The sequence below is a fragment of the Vibrio sp. 10N.222.55.C7 genome (genome assembly GCF_041473335.1).
Lineage (GTDB): Bacteria > Pseudomonadota > Gammaproteobacteria > Enterobacterales > Vibrionaceae > Vibrio > Vibrio crassostreae_C.
Genome location: NZ_JBFRSC010000051.1, coordinates 1 through 25992, shown reverse-complemented (window position 1 = coordinate 25992; position 25992 = coordinate 1). Strand labels below are relative to the sequence as shown.

The 25992-nt window shown below is 44.7% G+C and carries 23 protein-coding genes and 2 pseudogenes; 18 read left to right on the top strand and 7 right to left on the bottom strand.

Going from position 1 to position 25992, the window contains the following annotated elements; genetic code table 11:
* Positions 1–10: 10 nt before the first annotated feature.
* Together AB4482_RS17535 and AB4482_RS17530 are read right to left on the bottom strand one after the other, a co-directional pair.
* The gene (locus AB4482_RS17535) at positions 11–403 is read right to left on the bottom strand and encodes a heme-binding protein (RefSeq protein ID WP_372132413.1); all 393 of its coding nucleotides are present in this window, start codon (positions 401–403) and stop codon (positions 11–13) included.
* Positions 404–412: 9 nt separating this feature from the next.
* On the bottom strand, positions 413–1423 hold the full coding sequence (locus AB4482_RS17530; RefSeq protein WP_372132416.1) for an aldo/keto reductase family oxidoreductase: 1011 nt from the start codon (positions 1421–1423) through the stop codon (positions 413–415).
* Positions 1424–1555: 132 nt separating this feature from the next.
* On the opposite strand from AB4482_RS17530, the gene AB4482_RS17525 reads away from it, so the two are divergent.
* From AB4482_RS17525 to AB4482_RS17510, 4 genes are all read left to right on the top strand, one after another.
* Positions 1556–2440, top strand: coding sequence for a LysR family transcriptional regulator (locus AB4482_RS17525; protein ID WP_017059145.1), 885 nt, complete (start codon positions 1556–1558; stop codon positions 2438–2440).
* 366 nt (positions 2441–2806) lie between these two features.
* Positions 2807–3568: a YdcF family protein gene (locus AB4482_RS17520; RefSeq protein ID WP_017065514.1), complete on the top strand. Its 762-nt coding sequence runs from the start codon at positions 2807–2809 to the stop codon at positions 3566–3568.
* 477 nt (positions 3569–4045) lie between these two features.
* On the top strand, positions 4046–5518 hold the full coding sequence (locus tag AB4482_RS17515; protein ID WP_372181324.1) for an aerolysin family beta-barrel pore-forming toxin: 1473 nt from the start codon (positions 4046–4048) through the stop codon (positions 5516–5518).
* A gap of 218 nt (positions 5519–5736) precedes the next feature.
* A complete protein-coding gene (locus AB4482_RS17510) occupies positions 5737–5958 on the top strand; it encodes a hypothetical protein (protein ID WP_017059142.1) in 222 nt (73 codons plus the stop codon).
* Positions 5959–6086: 128 nt separating this feature from the next.
* Here AB4482_RS17510 and AB4482_RS17505 read toward each other — a convergent pair whose 3' ends face one another.
* Positions 6087–6608 carry a DUF2058 domain-containing protein gene (locus tag AB4482_RS17505; RefSeq protein WP_010441213.1) on the bottom strand — a complete coding sequence of 174 codons (522 nt, stop codon included), beginning with the start codon at positions 6606–6608 and terminating at the stop codon, positions 6087–6089.
* 415 nt (positions 6609–7023) lie between these two features.
* Between AB4482_RS17505 and AB4482_RS17500 the strand changes: the two genes are divergently transcribed.
* The gene (locus tag AB4482_RS17500) at positions 7024–8358 is read left to right on the top strand and encodes a sphingomyelin phosphodiesterase (RefSeq protein ID WP_102427807.1); all 1335 of its coding nucleotides are present in this window, start codon (positions 7024–7026) and stop codon (positions 8356–8358) included.
* Positions 8359–8397: 39 nt separating this feature from the next.
* The gene (locus AB4482_RS17495) at positions 8398–9348 is read left to right on the top strand and encodes a chromosome partitioning protein ParA (protein ID WP_372133262.1); all 951 of its coding nucleotides are present in this window, start codon (positions 8398–8400) and stop codon (positions 9346–9348) included.
* A 4-nt stretch (positions 9349–9352) separates the two neighbouring features.
* On the opposite strand, the gene AB4482_RS17490 is transcribed toward AB4482_RS17495, so the two are convergent.
* Entirely contained in the window at positions 9353–10387 is a 1035-nt protein-coding gene (locus AB4482_RS17490) for an AraC family transcriptional regulator (protein ID WP_017070923.1), read from the bottom strand.
* A 169-nt stretch (positions 10388–10556) separates the two neighbouring features.
* On the opposite strand from AB4482_RS17490, the gene AB4482_RS17485 reads away from it, so the two are divergent.
* From AB4482_RS17485 to purT, 7 genes are all read left to right on the top strand, one after another.
* Entirely contained in the window at positions 10557–11570 is a 1014-nt protein-coding gene (locus tag AB4482_RS17485) for a DUF2804 domain-containing protein (RefSeq protein WP_017070924.1), read from the top strand.
* A gap of 87 nt (positions 11571–11657) precedes the next feature.
* Positions 11658–12506 (top strand): sterol desaturase family protein, encoded by an 849-nt coding sequence (locus AB4482_RS17480; RefSeq protein WP_372133226.1) that lies wholly within the window; start codon positions 11658–11660, stop codon positions 12504–12506.
* Positions 12507–12712: 206 nt separating this feature from the next.
* Complete coding sequence (gene sbcB, locus AB4482_RS17475; protein WP_372181322.1) at positions 12713–14137, top strand: exodeoxyribonuclease I; 1425 nt, start codon at positions 12713–12715, stop codon at positions 14135–14137.
* A 25-nt stretch (positions 14138–14162) separates the two neighbouring features.
* Positions 14163–14534 carry a CidA/LrgA family protein gene (locus AB4482_RS17470; protein ID WP_004734867.1) on the top strand — a complete coding sequence of 124 codons (372 nt, stop codon included), beginning with the start codon at positions 14163–14165 and terminating at the stop codon, positions 14532–14534.
* A gap of 2 nt (positions 14535–14536) precedes the next feature.
* Complete coding sequence (locus tag AB4482_RS17465; protein ID WP_372133231.1) at positions 14537–15214, top strand: LrgB family protein; 678 nt, start codon at positions 14537–14539, stop codon at positions 15212–15214.
* Positions 15215–15571: 357 nt separating this feature from the next.
* Positions 15572–16459 carry a cytidine deaminase gene (cdd, locus tag AB4482_RS17460; RefSeq protein WP_065676922.1) on the top strand — a complete coding sequence of 296 codons (888 nt, stop codon included), beginning with the start codon at positions 15572–15574 and terminating at the stop codon, positions 16457–16459.
* Positions 16460–16626: 167 nt separating this feature from the next.
* Positions 16627–17802, top strand: a complete 1176-nt coding sequence (purT, locus tag AB4482_RS17455; protein WP_017059132.1) for a formate-dependent phosphoribosylglycinamide formyltransferase — start codon at positions 16627–16629, stop codon at positions 17800–17802.
* A gap of 113 nt (positions 17803–17915) precedes the next feature.
* Here the strand turns inward: purT and AB4482_RS17450 are convergent, their stop codons facing one another.
* Positions 17916–18569, bottom strand: coding sequence for a thiopurine S-methyltransferase (locus AB4482_RS17450; RefSeq protein WP_372117441.1), 654 nt, complete (start codon positions 18567–18569; stop codon positions 17916–17918).
* Positions 18570–18893: 324 nt separating this feature from the next.
* Between AB4482_RS17450 and AB4482_RS17445 the strand changes: the two genes are divergently transcribed.
* Complete coding sequence (locus AB4482_RS17445; protein ID WP_017059130.1) at positions 18894–19670, top strand: RelA/SpoT domain-containing protein; 777 nt, start codon at positions 18894–18896, stop codon at positions 19668–19670.
* A 193-nt stretch (positions 19671–19863) separates the two neighbouring features.
* A pseudogene (locus AB4482_RS17440) lies at positions 19864–20858 on the top strand (ABC transporter substrate-binding protein).
* Between the two features lie 172 nt (positions 20859–21030).
* Here AB4482_RS17440 and ihfA read toward each other — a convergent pair.
* Positions 21031–21327 (bottom strand): integration host factor subunit alpha, encoded by a 297-nt coding sequence (gene ihfA / locus AB4482_RS17435; protein WP_004734853.1) that lies wholly within the window; start codon positions 21325–21327, stop codon positions 21031–21033.
* A 449-nt stretch (positions 21328–21776) separates the two neighbouring features.
* Between ihfA and AB4482_RS17430 the strand changes: the two are divergent.
* Positions 21777–21914 (top strand): annotated as a pseudogene (locus tag AB4482_RS17430) (GTP-binding protein); the annotation flags it as partial.
* Positions 21915–22031: 117 nt separating this feature from the next.
* Here AB4482_RS17430 and AB4482_RS17425 read toward each other — a convergent pair.
* A complete protein-coding gene (locus AB4482_RS17425; protein WP_372133233.1) occupies positions 22032–22928 on the bottom strand; it encodes an EamA family transporter in 897 nt (298 codons plus the stop codon).
* A gap of 103 nt (positions 22929–23031) precedes the next feature.
* Between AB4482_RS17425 and AB4482_RS17420 the strand changes: the two genes are divergently transcribed.
* Both AB4482_RS17420 and cqsA read left to right on the top strand, forming a co-directional pair.
* On the top strand, positions 23032–24414 hold the full coding sequence (locus tag AB4482_RS17420) for a PLP-dependent aminotransferase family protein (RefSeq protein WP_372133235.1): 1383 nt from the start codon (positions 23032–23034) through the stop codon (positions 24412–24414).
* Positions 24415–24682: 268 nt separating this feature from the next.
* A complete protein-coding gene (gene cqsA / locus AB4482_RS17415) occupies positions 24683–25864 on the top strand; it encodes an alpha-hydroxyketone-type quorum-sensing autoinducer synthase (RefSeq protein WP_372138780.1) in 1182 nt (393 codons plus the stop codon).
* Positions 25865–25992 lie beyond the last annotated feature (128 nt).

Below are 25992 nucleotides of genomic sequence, written 5' to 3'. Positions count from 1 at the left end.
GAGCAACAGCTTAGAACACAAGTTGAATGACTTTTTCGGCAAGTGCTTCATCGTCGTCTTCACTTAATCCGCTGACACCAATAGTGCCAATCACCTGCCCATTTAATTCAATGGGAACACCGCCTTTAAAGCCAGTGATCTTTGGGTCAGTCCAGTAACTTAAGTCTTTACCAGTTTCTCTCGCCCAAGCACCTAAGTTACCGCTTGGCTGTCTATCTCTTGCAGATGTATAAGCTTTGTTCTGTGCTAACAATCCGGCTTGAACACTCACATTATCCATGCGAATAAACGCCAGTAACTCACCGTGCGTATCACACACGCTCACCGCGATTGCTTGTTGATTACGCTCAGCAATGTCTAGAGCGTTAGACACCAGTTGTTGCGCGATCTTTTGATTCAACATATTCATTCCTTATGGCAGTGCTTGACCACGTGAGTACACGTATAGGTTGTACCACTCTTCACGAGACAGGTTCATCTGAGTCGCGACTGCCGAAGCTTTGATTCGCTCTAGATTTGTGGTGCCAATTACAGGTTGGATACGAGCAGGGTGACGAAGCAAAAATGCCAACACAATCGCTTCACTTTCTACGCCATATTGGTTCGCTAACTGAGCCACGTAGTGCGCTGTCTTTTTCACGTTTTCATGTTCTGAATACAAACCTTGCTCAGCAAATCGGCCTTGTGCCAAACAGCCCCAAGCTTGCAGTTGGATGTTATTCAATTGGCAATGTTCAAGAGTGCCTGCGGCGAAGTCTGATTGATGGTGCCCTTGCGAGTTAATCATCACCCCATCATTCAACCAATCCAATTTGGCTAAGCTCATCTCAACTTGATTCGCGACGATGGGTTGCCCAAGCGCAGATTGCAGGTACTGAATTTGATGGCTGTTCATGTTCGACACACCAAAATAATCGACCTTACCTTGCGCTTTTAAGTTCTCTAACGTTCTTGCTAGCTCATCGAGTTCCATCAAAGGATCAGGGCGGTGCAATAACAGCACATCAAGCTTTTCAGTATTCAATCGATTGAGAATACCGTCTACCGATTGGCCTACCCAATCAGCCGAGAAATCATAACGACCAACATTGCCCTCGCCTTCAAAACGAATCCCACACTTAGATTGAATGAACATCTGTTCACGCAGATCAGGCGCTTGTTGTAATGCTTGACCAAAGGCTTGCTCAGCTTTGCTGAAGGTATAGATATCCGCATGGTCGAATAAGTTAATGCCCGATTCTAGTGCGGTGCCGATTACGCTTCGTGTTTGAGCAACATCCGCACTCGTCACTGGATTATCATTCCAGCCACCACCTAACCCCATGCAGCCATAGGCAATTTGCCCAACATTCGGTAGATAATTTGATAATGGGATACGTTTTTTGTCATTCGTTTTGTTTGTAGATTCAGTGCTGTTCGTCATATCGATTCTCGCTTAGAAGATTTGCTGACCAGAAATATGCCTCTATCATATTGTTCTTTTTAAAAAACAGAATATGCTAGTTACGAAATGATTGTTTGATATGACGAACAATAGATTGGTAGGAACGCGCGAATGAACGAACACAAAAGAATAGAACGACTGATCCTGTTTGTAGAACTTGCTCAGCAACTCAACTTTACCAAGGCAGCCGAAAAGCTCGGTATCTCTAAGAGCTACCTTTCTGAACAGATCAAACGTTTAGAGAACGATTTACAGTGCCCGCTTTTGGTCAGAACCACTCGCAGTGTTCGTTTAACCCAAGAAGGCGAACGCGCGTTACAACAAGGCTTAACGATTCGCTCGCAAGTCTTACAGCTTGAACGCAGTGTTTCTGAGCAACACGACATCGTCAAAGGCCTATTACGCCTCACTGCGCCAAAGATGTTTACTGAGGTATATCTATTCGATATCTGCCAACAGTTTAGGCAGCAATACCCTGAGATTCGTTTCGAGATAAACAGTAGCTACACCAACTTTAATCTCAATCAAGATGATATCGATATCGCGTTTCGTGCCACCAATACGCCACCTGACAACATGGTGGCGAAACACTTGATTAGCTATCAACATGATTTAGTCGCGACTCCCGGTTATCTTAACCAATTTGGTCGCCCTACCAATGTGAGTGACTTAAGTGATCATCAATGCTTAGCAACTCTGCACCAAACCGAGTGGCCTTTAAAATCGGTAAATATTGATGTGTCCGGCTGGCTTTCAAGTAATGACAACCACCTGCTTAAGCAACAAGCTATGGCAGGCAGTGGCATCATCCGTATTGCAAGTTACTACGTTGCGAAAGAGGTCGAACTGGGAGAATTAGAGCGAGTGCTGCCTGATGAATGTCTGCAACAAGGCAACAGTATTTATCTGTTCTATCCGCAAGTTATTTATCCGGCAAAGAAACACCAAGTGTTCGTTAAATTTGTTCAGCATTACTTTGAAAACTTGAGAGCTTGATAGTTTAAGATCTTGAAAACTGGAGAGCTCGATCATTTAAGAGCTTGAAGATTTGGTAGTTTAAGAATATGAAAGCTGAGTTAACGAGTTGAAGAAACGGAAACCGATGAACAGATAAATCAAATAACACGAAATAAGGTTTAAATAACCCTCTTGATTTATATACCTATATTTAAAATGGGATTATCGAACAATAATAAAGCGATTTTTCGAATGCTCTCATCGATGATTGTTCTTGATAGAAAGAAATCGTGCATTTGTTCAATAATACAATGAGTTACCTATGAATGATTAACATAACTGATATATGATGCACCGCTTCAGTATGTCACATCATCTTGGCACCAGTTCGATAACAGGATCCTCATGAGCTTTATTATATTATTACTTCTTCTGCTATTCGTAGGCTTTACACGTTTACTTCAGTGGCGAAAAACCTCTCTGTTTTTATCTCTTGTTCTTATATCGTCATTTGTGCTGATTGGTTCAGGTTTAATTCCTCGTTATTTACTGAACGATCTGCAAGCCGATTACGAAAATAAGCCTGATATCCAATGGTCTGACAATAACGCCATTGTTCTTCTGGGTGCGGGAACGCAGTTAATTAAAAGCACGCAAGAGTTCGAGCCAGCCTTTTTCTCTTTTGGCCGAATCAGTGAAACCGCCAGCCAATATAAAGATTGCGCCAAAACCCAAACCACATGCAAAGTGATCATCAGTGGTGGCGATGCACAAAATAACGGTGTTGCCGAAGCAGAAGTTTATCAGCAACAATTGCTGAGACTTGGCGTTCCGATGGGTGACATCATTCAAGAGCCAAATAGCGTCAACACTTGGAAGAACGCTCAGCTCACTAGTGACCTAATGAAGCATCATAAATTCGACAATATTGTGTTGGTTTCATCTGGCCTACATATTCGTCGTAGCGAGCTCTACTTCAACCACTTCGGCTTGAATGTTATTCCAGTGAGAGCCGACTATATGGCTGCTCAAATTTCATGGTTGCCATTGTGGTACAACTTTGCGGTCACAGATTTTGCTTTGCATGAACAGATTGGCTTTGCTCGTTACAACATTTACAACTTTATGGGTTGGAACAGCAAACGCGAAAAACCAGGTGATGCTTAATCTCTTCCAATTAAGTTAACTCGAACAATAAAAAATGCAGCAGCAATCGAACGGTTGTTGGCTGCATTTTTCGATCTTGCTTATCACAACATCCCTCCTTATTTGGCTTACTCAGTACTTCCCCCTCCTTTAAACAATAAACCTATCTAATCCATCTTGCTGGCCTAAATTTTCCAAGCCAACATACCAAATAACGAGGCTTCAAAAACAGAAACGTTCAACAATTAATCACCCATAGATTGGATTGTTGAAACTAATTGAAGTCATCAAGATAAGTCTTTATCAAACAACAAGTTGATCAGTACAACCTCCTGATATCTATAAGTATTTATTTTCAATTCATTTCAGTATTTTTGGCATTGTTTTATATGACAAAGTACACCCCGCTAGAGCCCCTCGGCTTTAAATAATATCAATAAAATCTAATAACTCGATTCTAATAAAAATAGCCAAATAATGGCATTTAGGAACTTATTCATGCTTAACGTCAGTAAAACCGTTCTATTTAGCTCTGCCCTCTGTTTCATCTCTTTTGCCACTCATGCCAAGATATATTCAGACCAAATCGTATTGGATAACCTCGGTGAAGATATCTGCCGTTCCGATTATCGTCCGCTCAGTAATACAGAAGCTCAAGAACACAAAACCGCCCTACTATCTCGCATGAATGTGTGGGACATTGCTGGCCTTAAAAATGACTGGGTGATCATGGGGTCTGGCTACCACGGGCTCATCAAACAAGGACAACCAAGTGACAATACTTGGTGCTACCCCAATACCCCAGACGCAGGCCTGCCTTACTACGAAGCGCAAGCTATCGAAACGAACAATAACCTTGATATTCAACGCGCCTTAGTCAGCGACAACACGAACTTTATCAGGCCACTGAGTTACTTGGCCCATAACCTCGGTTACGCTTGGGTTGGAGGCGATAGCGCGCGTTACGTCGGCCAAGACATGGCAATAAAACCGCTTAACAATGGTTGGGAGATTAAAGGCAATAACGATGGAAGCTGTGCCGGTGATCGCTGTGATGAGAAGACAAGCATCACTGTTGATAACTTCGCTTACACGCTCGATAACACATCGTTTTTACACGGTTCTATGACAGAGACCGACCAAGAACTGATTGAAACCGTCTCGGCTTATGCAATCAATGACGACGATCAGTCTAAACAAATCGTCGTTGACCTTCATTTTGAGCAATCCACACAATGGAGTAAAACCCAACGCTTCGACCTTGCTGATTCAGTCGTCATTGATGAAACCTTTCATTGGCCACAAGTTGGAAAGACAGAAGTAAGAGTAGCGCTAGAAGATGGCCAACGTTTCTCCGATACCAACAGTGGTGCTCGTTTTGAACCAACAGAACTGGAAGCCATCATCACCGTGCCTGCTCACTCAGTACTTCCTTTTCAAGTAGAGTTCTTACGCTCTACCATCACTTACCCATACCGTATCAAAACCAGCATGAGTTACGACGTGAACTTCACAGGTTTCCTTCGTTATAGCGGCAATGCGCTAAGCTCACACCCAACAAACCGCCCGACGGTCTCTCACACCTTTACCATGGGAACCACCAGCGAAGATCAAGCCAATATCCGCTACCAATGGGATCACCGTTATATTCCTGGAGAGATGAAATGGTGGGATTGGAGCTGGGCAATCAACACCAATGGTTTAAGTAGCATGCAGTACGCCGCAGGTGCCAGTGTCCGTCCTTTCTACACCTATGTTTCAGGCCAGTTTAGTGCGGAGTCACAATATTCTGGAATGATCGATATTGGTACCGAGCACTCTATTGATTCATTTAACGCCATGACACCTTCAGGCGATTACAAACCCTACTACGCTGGTGACATCAAGGTTCTGACTGACTTCGACCCTGCAGCCCTAGCGCAACTGGGTTATAACAGCGCTCAGCTAACGCTTACCCCAATGCAGCCATAAGCCCATAGAAAGTTTCAGCTGTTATTCCAAGCCCATTGCGTCTGCTCTGGGCTTGATTCGTCTTACATTCTCTCAGTCATACATCTGTATTAGCCGCTAAGTATTCACTTTCTGAATCGTTTTTCATTGACTTAAAAATGAAATCATAACGACACACTAATTTGCGTAACTTAGGGTGCAAATTGGCAATCAGATTACAGTGCCTATCAGGAGGATGTATGAAACCAAATCGATCTACGGTACTCACTGGACATGTAAAACACTGCCCATGCTGCTCTACCGAACTGGTCATCAAAGACCACATTCACGTTTGCCCGCGCAATGAAATTGGCGACTGTTACTTCGATGGCTATGACCAACACGAACAGCGCGCTAATACCGATTTTATCGATCATGCAAGTGCCAACGATAGCCTTGTTTACGGCATGTCAGAACACTAAGCGTTATTCAAGATTTGTTGAAGTCATTTCGCGCCAAAAAAAATGCAGCGCCAATCGAGTGATTGTTCGCTGCATTCTTAGATCCTGTAAACTTAGCTAACCATTAAAATGGAGCTAGGTAAAACGGATTACCACATTAGATCATCTGGGATCACGAAGTCTTTGTACGGGTCATCTTCGTCTACTTCGTCTGTGCTACCTGCCTGCGTATCAACGATAGATTCTTCGTCGCGCATAGCAATCTTGTTCGCTACTGCTGTTGGAATAACAACATAGCTCTCGCCTTGACGAGCAATACTTAGAATGCCTTTACTTAGTTGCTTTTGAGTCAGCTCTTCTACGTAAAGATATTTAACTAGCGTACCGTCGGTGAAGTTGTATTTGATCTCACCGTTCTTCTGTTCGATCTTGTTCATCTCAATCAGTTGCTTCACTTGAGCTTTAATTTCTTTGCTCAACTGTTGTTCTTTCAACTGTTGGTTTAGCTCTTTGTCTTTCGCTTGCTGCGCCAGTTTAGTTTCTTCAGCTGCCGCTTTTGCTTCACGAGACTGAACGCGAGACTTTTTAGAGCCTTTCTTCGCCTTCTTTAATTTTTTCTCATTTACCAAGCCAGCTTTAAGCATCTGCTCTTGGAGTGTTAACTTTGCCATGACTTTCCCAGTTCAGGATTAAAAACGGCACTATCATACCTGTTTTTGAGGTTTCTGTTTACTGAACAAGAGTAAATTACAGAACAATCGCAAAATTTATGCTGATAGCTCTAAGCTGTGTCCATATTCCCTTCTTGTTGCTCACAACCTCCACTTTACCGCGACACACAGTTTTCACTTAAGCATGCCAATATTGGCTGTTCCACCGACTCGAAAGCATTAACTGACCCTATTATTCGCGCGCGTACCACTTATCATTCCGATAAGACAATATGTTAATTTTCAATGGTTGATCAATTTTATAAAACCTTGTCATATATCTCATATTTGAATAAATGCCATAGAGTTATAACTCCAATGTCATAACTCTTGACTACGTTATTCTAAACATCAATCAATAAGGATAATGTAAACGATGAAAACTCAATGGACTTGGTTAGCTGCACTTGTGGCATCCACATCAATCGCTTCGACCTCTGCGATCGCAGACACCGACGTGTATCTCACCAATAACACCAATCAAGTGATGACCATTCAAGCCAACCACACTGGTACCGACCTGCTTCAACTCGGTGATGAGTGGCAACAGCATGTTGAACAGATTGGTCCTTGGGAGACGAAGAAGCTGATAAGTTTCAACCGCTGGACTGGTGTGAAATCTGGGAAGACCTATGAGTTTGACACTGTGGTATCAAACGCTGTGGGCGAAAGTGTCACGCTCAACCAAACCATGAAGGGACATTGGTATAACTCGACACTGCAACATGGTTTGAGTGCCGCAGACGTCAACCTAACATTGCATGACGATCGTAATATTCATCGCAGCACAACCGATGCGTTCGGGGTCAATGCAGAGCTAGCCCTCAAAGCCGATTCTACAGCGCGCTATGATGATATTTATTACACCATCACCCCACCAAAAGTGGATGAGCAACCAGAGCCGGATGCCAATACACTCAAGGTCATGACTTACAACATCTGGGCGCTGCCTGCCATCGCTTCACATATTGGTGACCGCTATGACCTACTCCCTCAATATGTAAAGGGCTATGACGTGTTGGCGCTTCAAGAGGTGTTTGCCAACGGCAGAGATGAGTTCTTGCGTGAGCTTGCGAAAGAGTATCCTTATCAAACTAAAATGCTCGATAAAGATGGGATTAACATATACGACGGTGGTGTGATCATTGTCAGCCGCTATCCTATCGTTAATGAAGCGCAGTATGTTTTCCCTGATTGTACGGGCACAGATTGCTTTGCTGATAAAGGTGTTAACTACGCGGAAGTGATCAAGAATGGTCAGGCTTACCATGTTTTCGGTACCCACACGGCATCATTCGATACGGACACCGCTCGTGATTACCGACAACGTCAATTCAAGCAGATGCGTGCACTGGCGCAGTCTCTGAATATCCCGGCATCAGAAACTGTGGTTTACAGCGGTGACTTCAACGTGAACAAGCTCAAGTTCCCAGACGACTACCAACAGATGTTCGCTAACCTGCAGGCTGATGAACCAACCTACTCAGGTTACACCGCTTCTACCTTTGACCCACGCATCAACAACTTTGCGGGTGAACCTATGTCGGGTGGTGAAAACGTTGAGTATCTCGATTATGTGGTAGTGAGCTCGGAATATGCCGCCAAAGCTCATAACGACAATCGTGTGGATGTCCCAAGATCAACAAGCAGTGAGTTATGGAAGCACTACAACCTTTCAGACCACTTCCCTGTTAGCGCCGTCATTAAGTAACTCGGTGAACGCATAATGCATCGAGTTATATTAACCCTAATGCTCGTCTTAACGGCGAGTATTATTGGCTATTCGTGGTCATCAAAAACGAACGAAACAGCGCTATCTTCTGCTCAACACACAGAACCTAAGCCGCGTGTTTCTACGACAACTAATGACGATAATTCCACGCCTACTGCAACCGCTAGTTCGGAAAACTCCGCATCGCACAGCAATCAAGCCCAAGCTGGAGCACTGGACGGTAAAATTCTTGCTGAAAACTTGAGTGAGCTTGAAGGCAAGGCTTTGTTCGATGAACTCGATGGGTTCTGGAAGCTTTGCCAACAACGCGATGACTGCGCAGAGCAACTCGCACGATTGAAATCAGAATTGCCGGGCATATGGTTTGAGTTACTGAGCGACTATCCGCAGCTATCGGCTGACTGGCAATTAACACAAAGCACTATCCCACTTGAATCCATAGAGACTCTTGAAGATCGTGTTGCCTTATTCAAGCAATCTGCACAACAAGTATGGGGAGAGTTGGCCCACCAGCTATTCGCTGACCAGTTTGCTCATCTGGATTTTACGCTTGACGCTAACACCCTTGAAAAGAACGAAGCGAGCCAGTTTTTGGCCAACTATCAAGATTTGCTTAGTGAATGGCAAAACAATACGGGCACGTTAAACGCCGAAACACAGCTTCAAAAATATGAACTGGCAGTATCTTTGATACCCAGCAGCTATAGCCCTGCTGAAGTAGCATCAGTCAAAGCCGACCTTCAAGATGCCTACTTAGATGAAGCGCAGGCCAGCAACATTGCCGCGCGAGAACAACAAGTCGCACAACAGCAACAAACCGTGATGAGTTATCACGAGCAACTGGATCAGCTCAAAGCAACCTTAGACTCTCAGCGCTCATCAAGTTATGCCACTTGGACTCAACAAGATTGGGACAGTTATTATCAACAGCAATTCACCGATTTCAGGGAGCAGTTCTTTAGCAAGTAACGCCTTAACTTAAACCATCACGAAACTGAGCGGGCGTTTTATTGAGCCAACCTTTAAACGCCCTTCTGAAATTTGCAGGGTCGCTATAACCGAGCCTTTCACCGATGTCATCAATGCTCATGGTTGTGCCGAGTAATAGCTCTTTGGCCAGCTCCACTCGAACTTCGGTAAGCAATATTTGGTAACTGGATTCATGGGTCACTAGCTCTCGCCTGAGTGTACGAGAGCTACAACCAAACTCATCCGCGAGTTGTTCAATATTCGGGAAACTACCTGCGGTTTGATAAAAGATCGTTTTGATCTGATTAGTCAGCAGATGCTCAGAGTCCAACGTTTCGACTATCGACTGGCAAGACGCAAGATAGCGCTTCAGTGTCGCGGCATCATGAGTCAATAAGGTCTGTGATAAAACCGAGGCATCAAAACGCAATTCACAATGGCTCTGCTCAAAAACTACAGGGCACTGGAAACGGTCGTCATAGAGCTTAGCGTAATTGGGACGAGCATAAGGCAAAGCCAAAGTGTGAATATCCAGCTCATGACCAGTCAGTTCTTTGAACAAAGAGACGATGGAACTTAAGAAATACTCACTGCAGAAAGGGAGCAGATCGCCCACTTCCAAGGTGTTCTCAATCTGAATCACTGCATGCTCGGAATCTAGAAACAATTTAACCGAGAAAATAGGACCGTTCAGGCGCAGATATTTAAAGCCCGACTTGATGGCCTCCCCGACATTTTGACTGGTAGATAGCGCATAACCCAACACACCAAAGTGGCTCAAGCTAGCGTGTTCCCCCAGCCAAAGCCCTAAGCCATCGTGAGGAAAGCTCTGATTCGCCACGCTAAATAACGCTAGTTTATCAGCGTAAGTCAGCTTTCCATTCGGGTCTCGCCAATCTATGTTCGGCAAACCCACATCATTGAGTAGCCTTTCAATATCGATACCTCGTTGCTCTAGCGTATTCAACAGCAGCGCGATATCTAATGTACCCAACTGATGCCGATGTCCGGTCGGCTTATACTCCGCGATAATCTCCAATCGTCTCTCCTTATATCGAGCCCATTCCCATAAACATGACTACTCAGCTTCAACAACACTACTGACAAAATCGTGATTGGTAACGCGCTCTTGTCCGAATATGACCTCCCAATTCTACGCTACTCATCGCACAATGGCTTTAGTTGTTAAATTAATGTGAACCATCGCAATGATAAAAACCAACCCAGCCCCACACAGTTTGATTAATTCTAATGGTCAGCCGATCATTGGGCATTTCGATGGCATCCTTAAACACCTAAACATCGAGAACTTTGACTACCGAAACTCGATGGATTCAAAAGCAAACCCTTGGCAGAAGCACTTCCACTATAAGCAATTCCAGTTTGTCAGCATCGTCACCGACACACACATTATCGGCGTCGCTATCGCGGATATTCGCTACTTAGGCTCGGCATTTTGTTATCTGTACGACATAGAAAACAACCATCTGCAAGAGTCATCTTGGTTGAGGCCATTAGGGTTTGATAAGCATGTAACGCCTTCACCATTTGAAGGAAAGACAAGCATTGCAGATCAAAGCATTGCTTTCTATATCGAGGGCGGACAATGGCGAGTTCGCTTGAATACGAAATTCATCAAGGCCGATATTTCTTTAGAGCCTGAAACCGACAGCTTGCCCATGGCGATGTGCAGCCCAACGGGTTATTCAGGTTGGACTTACACCCAAAAGCACAATGCTTTGCGCATCAGCGGTGAAATCCAAATCAAGGGAGAATCACTCGTTCTCGAACAAGCTCGTGCCGGTTATGACTTTTCAGCGGGTTACATGAGACGTGAAACCAGTTGGCGCTGGGCAAGCATCAACACGCAATCCAATGGGACAGATATTGGCTTGAACCTCGCAGCAGGCGTCAATGAAACCGGAGGCTGCGAGAACGTTTTATGGATCAATGGAACTCGGCACTTACTTAACCCGGTACAGTTTGCGTTTAGTCGCCAAGACACCAATTTACCTTGGCAGATAACATCACAAGATGGACGTATAAACCTGACCTTTACGCCCTTAAATAATCGCAGCGAAAAGCTCAATTTATGGCTGTTAAAAAGTAACTTTCGTCAGTTCATTGGTCACTTTTCTGGCTCGATTGAAGACAACAATGGAGTGACACATCAACTCGATGGTGTTCTTGGCCTAACAGAAGATCACTTTGCTCGCTGGTAGCGAAATTTTGCTAACTGAATTTCAGGCGAGCAAGTCTAAGTAAACTTGATACTAAGAACGCGTATGGCGTCTCAACAAGGATAAAACATGAATATCGACGCATTAATCAATTACCCAGAATGGCTACTGCTGGTATTAGCGCCCTTGTTCGTGGTGTGCATGTTGGCTGAGTATTTTATCGGTCAGAAGCAAGGTCGACTGCCTGATAACTCCAGCTATAAGCTTTCAGAAGTGATGTGTAATTTCACGCTGGCGGGAATGCATCAACTCTCCGATTTGCTCACCGGGTTATTGGTCGTGCAGCTGTATCTCTGGATGTTTGGTTGGCGCTTAATGGACATTGAAATGGGCGTGCTGAGTTTTGTTGTATTGATGGTGTTGCAAGACTTTTGCTATTACTGGTTCCACAGAGCAAGCCATCGTGTTCGCTGGATGTGGGCAGCACACGTCGCGCACCACAGCTCAGAACAGATGAACTTCAGTACGGCTTTCCGTCAAAGCTTAATGTACCCACTTGCTGGGATGTGGCTATTCTGGGTACCGTTGGTCATCATAGGTTTTGACCCTAAATGGGTCATCTTTGTGGTGCTTCTGAATCTAGGTTTGCAGTTCTTTGTCCATACACAATGGATACGAAGCTTGGGACCACTTGAATACATCTTTAACACCCCTTCGCATCATCGAGTACATCACGGCAAAAACCCGCAATACATCGATAAGAACTACGCCGGTGTTTTGATCATTTGGGATAAGTTGTTTGGTACGTTCGAACCTGAAGTTGAAACCGTGCGTTACGGCGTCACCAAACCCGTAAACAGTTTTAATCCGATAGTGGTCACCTTTCAAGAATGGAAGGCCATATTCAAAGATCTGAAGAACCGAGAGTTGACCATGAAACAGAAAGTCCAGTTGATACTCTCGCCTCCATCGGATTAAACGGACGATAGACAGATTGTATTAACTAAGAAACCGCCTCAATTGGTTTCAAAACCTTCCCCACTGACTCGATTGAATAGTAAAGCACCGTTTTCCGGCAATTTATTTGTGATCTGGGTTGCACGCGTACCGCATACTATCAGATACTGAACAAAACTAACCTTCAGCCACAGTAAACGTTCCGCGCTTGCTGTTCAGGAAATTCAATGAGTTCAGATAATCAGCCAACCTACTTCTTTTTCGATTACGAAACATGGGGCGTTAGCCCAGCAAAAGACCGTCCGAGTCAGTTTGCGGGTGTTCGTACCGACCAAGATTTCAATGTTATTGGAGAGCCTCTGGTTATCTATTGCCAACCTCCCGCTGATTACCTCCCTGCGCCTGAAGCTGCACTGATCACCCGTATCACACCACAAAAAGCGGCTTCACAAGGTCTCCCTGAGCCAGAGTTTATCGCTAAGATCCATGCTGAGTTAGCGAAACCTAACACCACAAGCCTTGGCTACAACAGTATTCGATTTGATGATGAAGTAACGCGTTACACCTGTTACCGAAACTTCATCGACCCATATGCGTGGAGCTGGCAGAATGGCAACTCTCGTTGGGATCTGTTAGATGTAATGCGCGCTGTTCACGCACTGCGTCCTGAAGGCATTGTTTGGCCAGAGAACGAAGAAGGTTACCCAAGCTTCAAACTGGAACACCTATCTGTGGCAAACGGCATTGAACACGAGAACGCGCACGATGCGATGGCCGATGTTATTGCGACCATCGAGTTAGCGAAGAAGCTGAAAGCTGCGCAACCTAAGATGTTCGATTACCTTTACAACATGCGTCATAAGCGTAAGCTGAATGATCTGGTTGATATCGTAAACATGACACCATTGATGCACGTTTCGGGCATGTTTGGCCGTGACTGCAACTACACAAGTTGGATTGTGCCTATGGCTTGGCACCCAACCAATCAAAATGCCGTTATCGTGGTTGATTTAGCCAAAGATCCAAGCCCACTGTTAGAACTGGACGCTGATGAACTCAGAGACAGACTCTACACCAAACGCAGTGAACTGGGTGAAGACGAGCTACCCGTACCCATCAAATTGGTTCAACTGAACAAGTGCCCTATTCTTGCTCCAGCCAAAACGCTGACGGCTGAAAATGCCGAAACCATCGGTATTGATCGCCAACAATGCTTGAAGAACTTGGCACTGCTGCGCGAACACCCAGAGATCCGCGAAAAACTGATCGGCCTGTACTCACAAGAGCGAGAGTACGAAAAGAGTGATGATGTTGATACACACCTTTATGACGGTTTCTTCTCACCTGCTGATAAAACAGCGATGAACATCATTCGCGAAACTGACCCAAATAACTTGGCAGCTTTAGATATCACCTTCGGTGATGAACGTATTAAACCGTTACTGTTCCGTTACCGTGCGCGTAACTTCCCATGGACGCTCGACGAAGCTGAGCAATTGAAATGGGCGAACCATTGTCGTGAGTTTTATGAAAGCCGTTTAGAAGAGTACATGCTAAACCTTGAAAACCTCGCGCATGAACATGAATGCGACGAGAAGAAAATGGCTATCTTGAAGGCGGTTTATCAATACGTAGAAAAGTTAGCTAGCTAATTCCATTATCAAGAGACGTAACACTTTGAAAGAAAGATTGATCCAACTGGTTTACTGCTTAATCTCCTTCACCTTAATCATAGGTGCACTTACAGCAGGTAACGCGTTACAGCACTTTTTGGATACCTCAATCCCTGGCAGTATTTTTGGCATGTTGATTCTGTTTGCCGCCATGGTGATTGGTATTGTTCCTTCGCACTGGGTACAACCCGGCGCAAGCTTGATTATCCGCCTAATGATCTTACTGTTTGTTCCGATCAGTGTTGGGTTGATGGATCACTTCGACATGCTCATCGCGAACGCATTGCCAATTATGGCGAGCGCCGTTGGTGGCACATTATTGGTGTTAGTATCCTTATCATGGTTCTTAGACCGCTTGCTTTCGAGAGGTAACTGATCATGTGGATTCTACTCACCATCGTGGTATTCCTATTTGCTCGCTGGGTAAGTCAAAAAGTAAACTCGCCGCTGTGTAACCCCCTGCTTATCAGCATTGGTATCATCATTCCGATTCTCACGTTCTTTAGAGTACCGTTTGAGACTTACTATGCTGACAACACTTGGATTACCTACATGCTGCAGCCTGCGGTTGTTGCACTTGCTTACCCACTTTATGAGCAGCTACCTCAAATCAGAGCCAACTGGCGCATCATTACCTTTGCGTGCACGCTAGGCAGTGTGATGTCGATGACAACATCGGCAGTGATCGCAGTAGCATTTAAAGCGGACTTAACTTTGATTGCGAGCTTGTTAGGCAAATCAGTCACCACGCCAATTGCAATGGAAGTATCGAGCCATTTAGGTGGTGAAGCAGCGATTGCGGCAATACTGGTATTGATTGTGGGTCTATTTGGGGCAATTTTTGCTTACCCAATCTACAACCTCATTGGTATTAAGAGCCCGATCGCCCGTGGTTTAACCATGGGTACCGTGTCTCACGCTTTAGGTACGGCAACTTGTGCTGAAAAGAATCAGGAAGACGCAGCATTCAGTTCTTTGGCGCTTGTGCTCTGTGGCGTCATTACCTCGATTATCGCGCCGAGTATATTTTCGCTTGTGGTTTGGTTCTACTCTTAACCACTTTGATTACAGTTTATACGCGCTCTAATAGATGAGTTGGTAAATAGCTAAACTCACTGGTTCGCGACTTTTAGGCGTTACAGATATCAATAAGCCCAAGCATAACCTGATTATTTCAGTGATAGCTTGGGCTTTTTTCTCGCAATTACTCGGCAATAGCAGTCAAATCGCGCCCTGTTTAGGCCAATAAGTGGGATATCAATGGTAGTTTTTACTCTTGCAATCGATTTCATCTGTGACCTCACTCTAATTATGCAAACCAATGTAACAACAACAACGCAGTAGTGATCAAAGTCACAGAAAATTCCTGAGCATTGCATAGAATTAAAGCCTAAGGTCAATTAAGGATTTAACATGAACAGTCGTATTACCCTGGCGCTGGAAAGTGCTCCAACAGCAATCAAAGCACTTTTGAGTGACATCGTATTAGCAGACAACTTTGACGCGACATTGTCTCCAGAACAATTTGCTAGCCTACTGCAAGCAAGTGGTTTAGCGGATGACGAGCTACGTATTGCGCTACTTCCTTTTGCCGCAGCCTATTCTTACGCTCCGTTATCTGACTTTTATGTTGGTGCAATCGTGCGTGGTTTATCTGGCACTCTGTATTTTGGTGCAAACCTTGAAATTGCTGGTGCTCAACTTGGCCAAACAGTACACGCTGAGCAATCTGCAATCAGCCACGCTTGGATGAAAGGCGAGCAAGGTATCTCTGATATCACCATCAACTTCAGTCCTTGTGGTCACTGTCGTCAATTCATGAACGAACTGACAACAGCAAAAGAACTTAAAGTTCAGCTTCCACAACGTGATGAAATGTCTCTGCAAGAGTACCTGCCAGACTCGTTCGGCCCTGCTGATTTAGGTGTGACAACTGGCCTAATGACAAAGCTTGATCATAAATACACGACCGAAGAAACAACGCCTATTGTTGTAGAAGCGCTAGCAGCACTAAACCGCAGCCATGCTCCTTACACCAAAAACCTAAGTGGTGTTTCACTACAACTGACGTCAGGTGAAATTTTTACGGGAGCTTACGCTGAAAATGCAGCGTTCAACCCGAGCCTACCACCTCTGCAAGTCGCGTTAATTCAACTTAAACTGGCTGGCTTCGATTTCGAACAAATTGAAAGTGCTGCTTTGGTTGAAATCGCAGAAGGTAGCATCAGTCACCTAGCGGATACGCAATCTACATTAGAAGCGATTAATCCCGACATTCCAGTGACTTACTTAGCAATCTAAGTACATCTGATTAACAAAAATTTAAATAAGCAGCCCTATTTAACAGGGCTGCTTTTTTTATGCCTGTAATTAAAGCAACAACTTGCGCAAACGTTTGCTTTTGTCATTGAAATAAGTATGATCACCCCGTTTTCAATCAATCGTTCAAAAGATCGGAAGGAATTTCTATGTTTGGTACTGCTACTCGTGAAAATGCTACTCGTGTACTTCTATTAGGTTCAGGTGAACTCGGCAAAGAAGTTGCTATCGAGTGCCAACGTTTAGGTTTGGAAGTTATTGCTTGTGACCGTTATGCAGACGCACCAGCGATGCAAGTTGCGCATCGTAGCCATGTATTAGACATGTTAGACGGCGATGCACTTCAAGCGATCATTGAACTAGAAAAGCCAGATTATGTGGTTCCTGAAATTGAAGCTATTGCCACCAGCAAGTTGGTAGAGCTAGAAGCGCAAGGCTTAAATGTCGTTCCAACTGCGAATGCGACCAAGCTAACGATGAACCGCGAAGGTATCCGTCGTCTAGCCGCAGAAGAACTCAAACTGAGCACTTCACCTTACCGCTTCGCAGACACCTTTGAAGATTTCTCAGCCGCTGTTGAATTCGTGGGCATGCCTTGCGTTGTTAAGCCAGTAATGAGCTCTTCAGGTAAAGGCCAAAGCGTTATCAAAACAGAGGAAGACATTCAGAAGTCTTGGGACTACGCACAAGAAGGCGGTCGTACTGGCGCGGGTCGTGTAATCGTTGAAGGCTTCATCGACTTCGATTACGAAATTACGCTACTTACCGTTCGCGCAGTCGACGGTGTTCACTTCTGTGCGCCTATCGGTCACCGCCAAGAAGACGGTGATTACCGCGAATCATGGCAGCCACAAGTGATGTCAGACAACGCACTTAAAGCCGCGCAATACACGGCTGAACAAGTGGTTAATGCACTAGGTGGCCACGGTATCTTTGGTGTCGAGCTGTTTGTTAAAGGCGATCACGTTATCTTCAACGAAGTATCCCCTCGCCCACACGATACAGGCCTAGTAACATTGATGTCTCAAGACTCATCGGAATTCGCACTGCACGTACGCGCGTTTACCGGTATGCCGATCAAATCTATCACGCAATACGGCCCTTGTGCATCAGCGGTTATCCTTGGCCAAGGCACTTCAACGAATATCCGCTTTGAAGGTCTTACAGAGGCGCTAGACGCACCACAAACACAAGTTCGCCTGTTTGGTAAGCCTGATATCGATGGTCGCCGTCGTTTAGGTGTGGCGCTTACTCGTCGTAACAGCACAGAAACAGCGATTGAAGATGCCATTGAGAGCGCGTCAAAAGTAAAAGTGATTTACTAACCTGCTATTCAATTCTGAACAATCACGAGTTCAAATCTGAACCATAAAAAGACGGGCTATCGAGCCCGTCTTTTTGTTGGTGTTATCTGTTCGCTTAACTAAGCAGACTGAACTTAAGCGTCTGACTCAATCAAATACACTTCTTCACAGAAGCGAGACAAGCCTTTCTTAGCAATCTTCGGATGTTCATCGTTCGCTATATCTTGATTCAACAATGTAATTTTGTATCCTGCAAACAATTGAGCAATCTCTAACTTAGGTACGCTAAACGGAGGCCCAGCCATTTCGTTTTGGTCGTAATCCAGTGTTACCAAAAGAATCTTACCACCCGGTTTCAGTAGTTGTTTCAAACGCTCGACATACTGCACTCGCATCTCTTCAGGCAATGCGACTAAAGACGCGCGATCATAAATGGTATCGACAGGTTGGATTGGCGCTGAAAAGTAATCGCCCGTGTAGATGTTCAGTTCATCGAATTGGTAGAGCTCGTGCTGACCACTGATTTGAGTCACCGTCGGGGTATAAAGGTGCTCTGCAAAAAATGCGCGAACCGCAATCTGGCTTAACTCGACACCTTGAACATCTTCATGCTTTGAAGCTAGCCAAATCAGATCTTCACTTTTGCCACAAAGTGGAACAAACACACTCTTCTCGTAGCTAGGCTCAGTCTTTTCCCAAAATTTAATCAGAAGTGGGTTTACATCTTCGAGGTGGAAACCAATTTGGTTGGCTGCCCATTTATTGTGCCAAAATTCAGGATTATTCATCTTTCGTTCATGTTAAACAGTCATAATGCAAGGGTACAGTATAGAGAGGTAAGAGCAACCTTAGCTTGGTTTAAAGTACTAAATTGATTTCGATAAAATCAGAAACTGGCTAAGTTCAAAGTTCTGATAATTGCGGAACTAACGGTTGGGTTATTTGGCTATATCTTCACATTTTAAAGCAATATTAAACGTTAGAATTGGTTTCTGTCTTAGCTAGCCTCATTTAATATGTAGTGAAATTAGTTAAGCTGTTTTTACTCTTGTGCGTTACTGGTTACCCCTTTTGACTACCCGTTTTTTGTAACCTTGTATTTTGGAGTTTGAATGAGTGTATTTCTCCGTACGACGGCCCTAATGCTTTTGGTATTGAGCCGAGCGCCTGCATTCGCAGCAGCACCTGTTTCAACAAGTTCAACAGATCAAACGCGCACTCCTGCGCAAAACCAAGTATCTTCAAACGTATTCCGTCATAGTTTGAGCGGCCTTTACGGCATCAAAGCCTTCGACTCACGCCCGACTCAGCCTTACACCGACTTCGATATTTTGTACAGCAAAGCGCATCAAGGCCAAGCTGAACTAGAAACTATCTGTAAAAGTACTGCCCTACTCACCAATTCTGAAGCGCTATTTGCTGGCGTTAAATCTCAAGCTCGCGCAGAAGAAAAAATCGCCCTTGAGCTTGATGGTGATGTGACAAAAATTACCGACTTAGCCCGTGCAACTATCATCGCGAACGATGTAGAGAGCTTGGTTGAAGTTTACGAAGCGCTAAGCCGTGAAGCAGACGTTGTTAAGCTGAAAAATAAGTTTAAATCGCCGGCTGACTCTGGTTACCGTGACCTTAACTTGTTGGTTCGTTTGCCTAAAACCAACATCATTGCAGAGGTTCAACTTCACTTAAAAGCGATTGCTGATGTGAAAAGTGGTCCTGAGCACGAGCTGTACGAAATTATCCAAGGTATTGAGCGTCACGCAATTGCAGAACATCGCCCAATCAACGATATCGAAGCGGCACAAATCAATAGCCTACGACGCCAATCTTTAGAGCTTTACCAACAAGCATGGCAACCGTACATTACAACGCACATTAAAGCGGCTTAACACATAGATAGGCTATTCCAATAAACATCACAAGGGCTGCACTCGCAGCCCTTTTTAGTACTTGTTGAGTAGCCTCTCCACTTCCTATCCCAAATAATCAGATCGTTTAAATTTAGATCTCAGTCTCTTTTCTCCGTCGAACATTTCTGTTTCTATAGCGAATAAGCTTCTGACAAGAAAAGGAATTACGTCAATGCAGAATAACAAATCCATGCTTTCCATCGCGCTACTTGCTGCGTTTTCTGTACACGCTAGTGCTGACGAATGCGGAAAGATCACCATTGCAGACATGAACTGGAACTCGGCGAGCCTATTGCTCATGTCGACCAATTCATTTTGAATAACGGCTACGGCTGTGAAGCGGACTTAATCCCCGGTGATAGCGTCCCTACGGGCACGTCAATGATTGAAAAAGGTCAACCTGATGTTGCGCCAGAGCTTTGGACTAATGGCATCAAAGAAGCGTTGGATAAGGGTGTTGCGGATAAGCGTCTACGTTACGCGGGCAAGTCTTTGGTCAACGGCGGTGAAGAAGGTTTCTGGGTACCAAACTACCTTGTTGAACAGTACCCAGAGCTTACAACCATTGAAGGTGTGATTAAAAACGCAAAGCTGTTTGAACACCCAGAAGATGATGAGAAGTTTGCGTTTTATAGCTGCCCTGCGGGTTGGACTTGTCAGATTACCTCCGGTCACCTGTTCGATGCGCTTAAGTTAGAAGATCACAATTTTGAAATGGTTGATCCCGGCTCAGGCGCCGCTTTAGCAGGTACGATAGCGAAAGCTTACGAACGCAAAAAAGCATGGTTTGGATATTACTGGTCGCCTACGCCTGTGCTAGGTAAGTATGAAATGGTGAAGGTTGATTTCGGAAGTGGTACTGACATTGAGGAATTCCGTAACTGTACGACACAACCTGATTGTGAATCTCCTAAAGTGACCATGTATCCACCAGCACCGGTTCACACAATCACCACAGAAGCCTTTGCTAATAACGAACCTCTTGCCTACCAATACTTTGAAAAGCGTGGTTTTACCAATAAACAAATGAGTGAGTTGCTGGCCTGGATGGAAGACAACCAAGCCGACGCCGAAGAAGCCATGTATTACTTTCTAGAAAGCTCACCACAGGTATGGAAGCCTTGGGTGTCTGAAGACATCGCAAGTAAGGTTCAACAAGCCCTTTAGAGTGAAGATTCAAAGTCAGAGGCCTAGCCTCTGTTTTCGCATCTAAAGCAAGTTCTTACCGGACAGTAAATAGATGGAGTTTGAGAAAGGTTACTAAAAATTAAAGAAATGCGTTTAGCTTAAACTCTATGCAGATACAAAAAGACCACGCTAGGCATGGTCTATTGCTTGGCTACTTCTCGATTTTAATATTTTCGACACGGGCCTTTAGTTTTTGTCCCGGTCTAAAAGTAACAACACGTCGAGCAGAAATTGGAATGTCTTCACCAGTTTTCGGGTTACGACCAGGTCGCTCGTTTTTCTCGCGAAGATCAAAATTACCAAAACCAGACAGTTTTACCTGTTCGCCATTTTCGAGCGCTTTACGAACTTCTTCGAAAAACACTTCCACCGTTTCCTTGGCATCCCGCTTGCTGTATCCGAGTGTCTCAAACAGGTTCTCAGCCAAATCGGCCTTCGTGAGTGCCATAAAACTTTCCTCAAAGCTATGTTAAACATTGCTACCATCGCCAGTAGCGCCAAAGCATTTACCCTATTCAATCAATGAGATAAGGTCATTTACTAGGAAAGTGTATGCCAAGCTTCTGATTTTCGCCAACTTTTTTATCTTAACTATTTAATTATTCTTTCAAATCAGAAAGATAACTCGCTTCAAATTTCACATATATAGCTAAAAACCATCTACTCAACAGTAACGAAATGGCGTTATATTCCATACAAACAACCATTAATAGAATTTAAAACTTTAGCGAACTAAATAATAATTTTTGAGACTTTTCTCCGATACCCAATAAAATCAGCCACTTGATTTGATATGGGACTCAACAGAGGTTACTAAATAAGCGTTATTAAATATAAGATTTGTATCATTTCAGAATTTAATTCGAATTCACTTATAAAAGCCTATGTTCTTTTGAGGTTTTCGGTTACAACTTAACAGAGGATGGCTTGACGGAATCAGAACTCGATGAGTGTATCGAAATCAGAATAGAAATGATCGGTCTAGAAATAGACGATGATCTTGAGAGCCAGTTACTTGCGTGTATGGTTAGTTGATTGCTTAGTAAGTTGGTTATTTAAATAACTTCACTTCTTCGACATAGAATAAGACCTCACAAGTGCGAGGTCTTATTTGTCATTCAAAGCTGCTCATGCAATATCAGCTTTCTTCAATCACTTTTGCTTGGCAAGTGTTTGTGTCGCTTTGGTATTCGTTACATTCGCAGGTTTCACAATCAAACCAATTCCGACAAGAAACAGTATTGATGCAACAACCTGAGCCACAGACAGCACCTCATCATACATAAAGTAACCGCTAATCAATGCGAAGATAGGCACTAACAAGGTTAACGGTGCGGTCGTACTTAAAGGGTATTGGATTAGCAGCTTATTCCATACCCAATAACCAAATAGCGTGGTTGGGTAAGCCTGAAACAGCACCGCAATCGTCGTGTTCCAATCCCATTGTGCGATGCCCTGCCAGATAATTTGGTCACCGTGTAACATCACGGCAAATAACACTAATGGTACTGGAGCAAACAGCATCCCCCAGACATTGAACGCAAAAGCTTGAGTGGTTTTCGATGCCTTAACAATCACGCCCATCAAGGTCCAACTGCACGCCGCAATCATAATCAAGATCACGCCATTAACGGTGACATTACCCGTAGCTGCAGATACCAATACCGCCAACGCACACATGGCTAGCATCGCACCCATTAATTTACGAACGGAAGCACTCTCCTTGAACACCCACACGCCAACCGCCATGCCGATTAATACGTTGGTTGAAAGCAAGACCGATGAAAGCCCAGACGACAAACCCGCGGTGATCGACCATGAAGCCATACCCCAAATTCCCACACCGAACACAAAGCCATAACTGACTAAGTAGCGCCAAGCGACATTAGGTCTCGCTACAAAAAATATCACTGGAATCACCGCTAGCGAGAAACGCGCGGCGGTTGCCAACAACGGATGAACATTAGTCACACCCATTTTGATCATCGAGAAGTTGAATCCCCAAATCGCCATGACGAATACCGCTAACAACAAATCATTTCTTTTCATACTGACCCCTCCTTTGTTTTAAATGAGTATCCCTTGAACAATAAAACCAGTACAGATACAATTTTTACATTAAAAACCAGTACAGTTAACAACGGTCGTGACAATGAGTATCTACAGAAAGCTAGCCAATCAGTTTATCGATGAGATAGAAACCGGCAAAAGACCGGAAGGCGGACGCATGCCTTCGCTGCGTCAATTGGCCAAGCAACAAGCCATCAGCATGTCGACCGTGGTCAGCTGTTACCAAGAACTGGAATCACAAGGCTGGATACATTCTCGACCGCAAGCGGGGTATTTTGTCTCGCCTCACAAGCCGTCTCACTCAACGCCTGAGTGGGTACAGTTTGAGAGTAAGATATCGAGTGTTAAGCAAACGTCATCGACTCACAACTCAATCAATGGGCCTTTAGGGGTTTCGAGCACCACTAATGATGAGCAGTCGATCGTTGAATTGGAACGAAGTTTTCGTCGCGCTATTAAACGGATGGGAAGTAGGCTCAACCATTACCCAGATACACAAGGTGAGCCGATGTTGCGACAGGCATTATCCACTCACTTCGCCAAGCTCGATGTGCACTTTTCACCTGAAGAGATGGTGATTACGGCTGGCTGCATGTCGGCGATAAAAGCTGCACTTGAATCGTGTACCAAAGAAGGCGACACCATTGCGATTAGCTCTCCTTGTTTCAACGGAATTCTGGAGTTACTCGGAAAGATGTCACGCCAGATCATAGAAATCCCATCGCTCGATGATGGTGTCGACTTGCAACAACTGGAAGCGCATTTGAAGAACAAGCGAGTCGATGCCGCGATCTTTTGTACTTCTCATATGAACCCTCAGGGGATCAATATGTCGGCTGGTCAAAAACAAAGGCTTGCCGAATTAGCGAATCAATATCGAGTGCCGATCATTGAAGATGATGTGTATCTTGAACTGTCCTACTCCTCACACACACCACTTCCCGCGAAATACTATGACAAAGGCGGCTATGTCTTATGGTGTGGATCAGTATCGAAAAGCTTGTCACCGAGTTACCGTTTGGGATGGTGTTTGCCGGGGAGGTTTATCAACGAGTACAAGGCTCAGTTCTCAGTTGCGAGCTACGGCGTTGCCCTGCCTACTCAACTTGCCGTTGCTGACTTTATTGAATCTGGTCAATACGCTAAGCACGTCAGGAGAAGATGCTCTCAGATCTTGTCTTTGCGCCAGAAATACCTAAGTTATTTGTCTCAGCACCTTCCTCAAGATGTGAAGATAAGTAACCCACAAGGTGGCATGGTGCTTTGGCTGCAAATCCCAAGCTTGAACCAGTCAGCCTTTGCTCAGGGCATTACCGAGAAGAACATTGATATTAGGCTTGGACACCTGTTCAGCACTCTCGACCTTTACAGTAATTGCTTACGCATCAATATTGGGTATTCGTTAGAGGGTGAAACTAAGCAGCAATTGGATGCCTTAATCGAGCTTATCCACATTCACAGCTAACAGCCCGTAGCCTTTCAAAATCAGCTTTTTTAAAGCCTTTCGAACACCGAATTTTAATAGCCTTTTGTCATAAAAAAGAAGGCTATTATTCCTATCTTGATTCGGTTAAAGCCCCGAATCGTAAGGAAACCCACTCGCCTCAAAACCCTTAAATGCTGAGTTTGCAAGCACCCACAAATTTATGCAACTTGGCTAATGACACATCACTTTTTATCGTCAATATACAGCCGTCAGCGCTGGCGTTTTCCTGTATTTGAAGAGAACTATTATGAGTGATAAAACAAAAAACAAACCACTACCTTCCTTTATCGAAGAACGCTTGAACTTCTATATTCAAGACCTGATTACCCAGAACCAAAGCCAAAAGCATTTGGTATTGGGTAAACGCCCCCAGCGCAGTGCCGTTGTGATGCAGAGCAATGATTACCTAGCGCTGTCACACAACAAACAGATCCAACAAGCCCATCAAGCGGCGATCTGTGAGCACGATGACAACGTGGTGATGTCTGCCATTTTCTTACAAGATGATCAGTCTAAACCTGCGTTCGAAACTGAGCTTGCGAACTATGTTGGAATGGAGAGCTGTTTGCTTTCTCAATCGGGCTGGGCGGCCAATATTGGGCTATTGCAAACCATCTGCCCACCGGGCACACCTGTGTATATTGATTTCCTTGCACACATGTCGCTATGGGAAGGGATTCGGGCTGCCGGCGCAGTTGCTCACCCGTTTATGCATAACAATATGAATCACCTACGCAAACAGTTAGAACGCCACGGCTCAGGCGTCATTGTTGTCGACTCTGTTTACAGCACAATCGGAACCATTGCCCCACTACGCGACATCTACGAAATGGCGCAAGAGTTTGATTGTGCGGTCGTCGTTGATGAATCCCATTCACTGGGTACACATGGAGAGAATGGTGCAGGCTTAGTGCAAGCATTGGGGCTCACCAACCAAGTCGACTTCATCACCGTTAGCTTGGCAAAAACCTTTGCTTACCGCGCTGGGGCAATCCTTGGTCCTAAACAACTGTCTAGAACCTTGCCGTTTGTCGCGTACCCTGCGATTTTTAGCTCGACGGTGTTACCACAAGAGGTGGTTCGTTTAGAGAAAACGTTGGAGGTGATCAAAGGTGCGGAAGACAAACGAAAAGCCTTATTCAATCGGGCAAAATCGCTGACTACGGGGCTAAAGCGAATTGGCTTTAATATCCGCAGTGAGTCTCAAATTGTAGCGCTAGAGTGCGGCAATGAAAGAAACACGGAGCGTGTGCGTGACTTCTTAGAAGAACGTGATGTGTTCGGTGCGGTTTTCTGCCGCCCTGCTACTGGCAAGAACAAAAACATCATCCGTTTTTCAGTGAATGCCGACATGACGCCAAGAGACATTGACCATGTGCTCACGGTTTGTCACGAAGCGTACCATCACCCCGAGTTAGAGTTCGTGTAACCTTTTTCGAACCATATTATAACCAACACCAACGGCAGGACTGAATGGACGCTATCATGTCGCGATACAAAAAGAGCCCAGCAATTCGCTAAGCTCTTTCTTGAATCTATGTCCCGTCCTGAAATGTG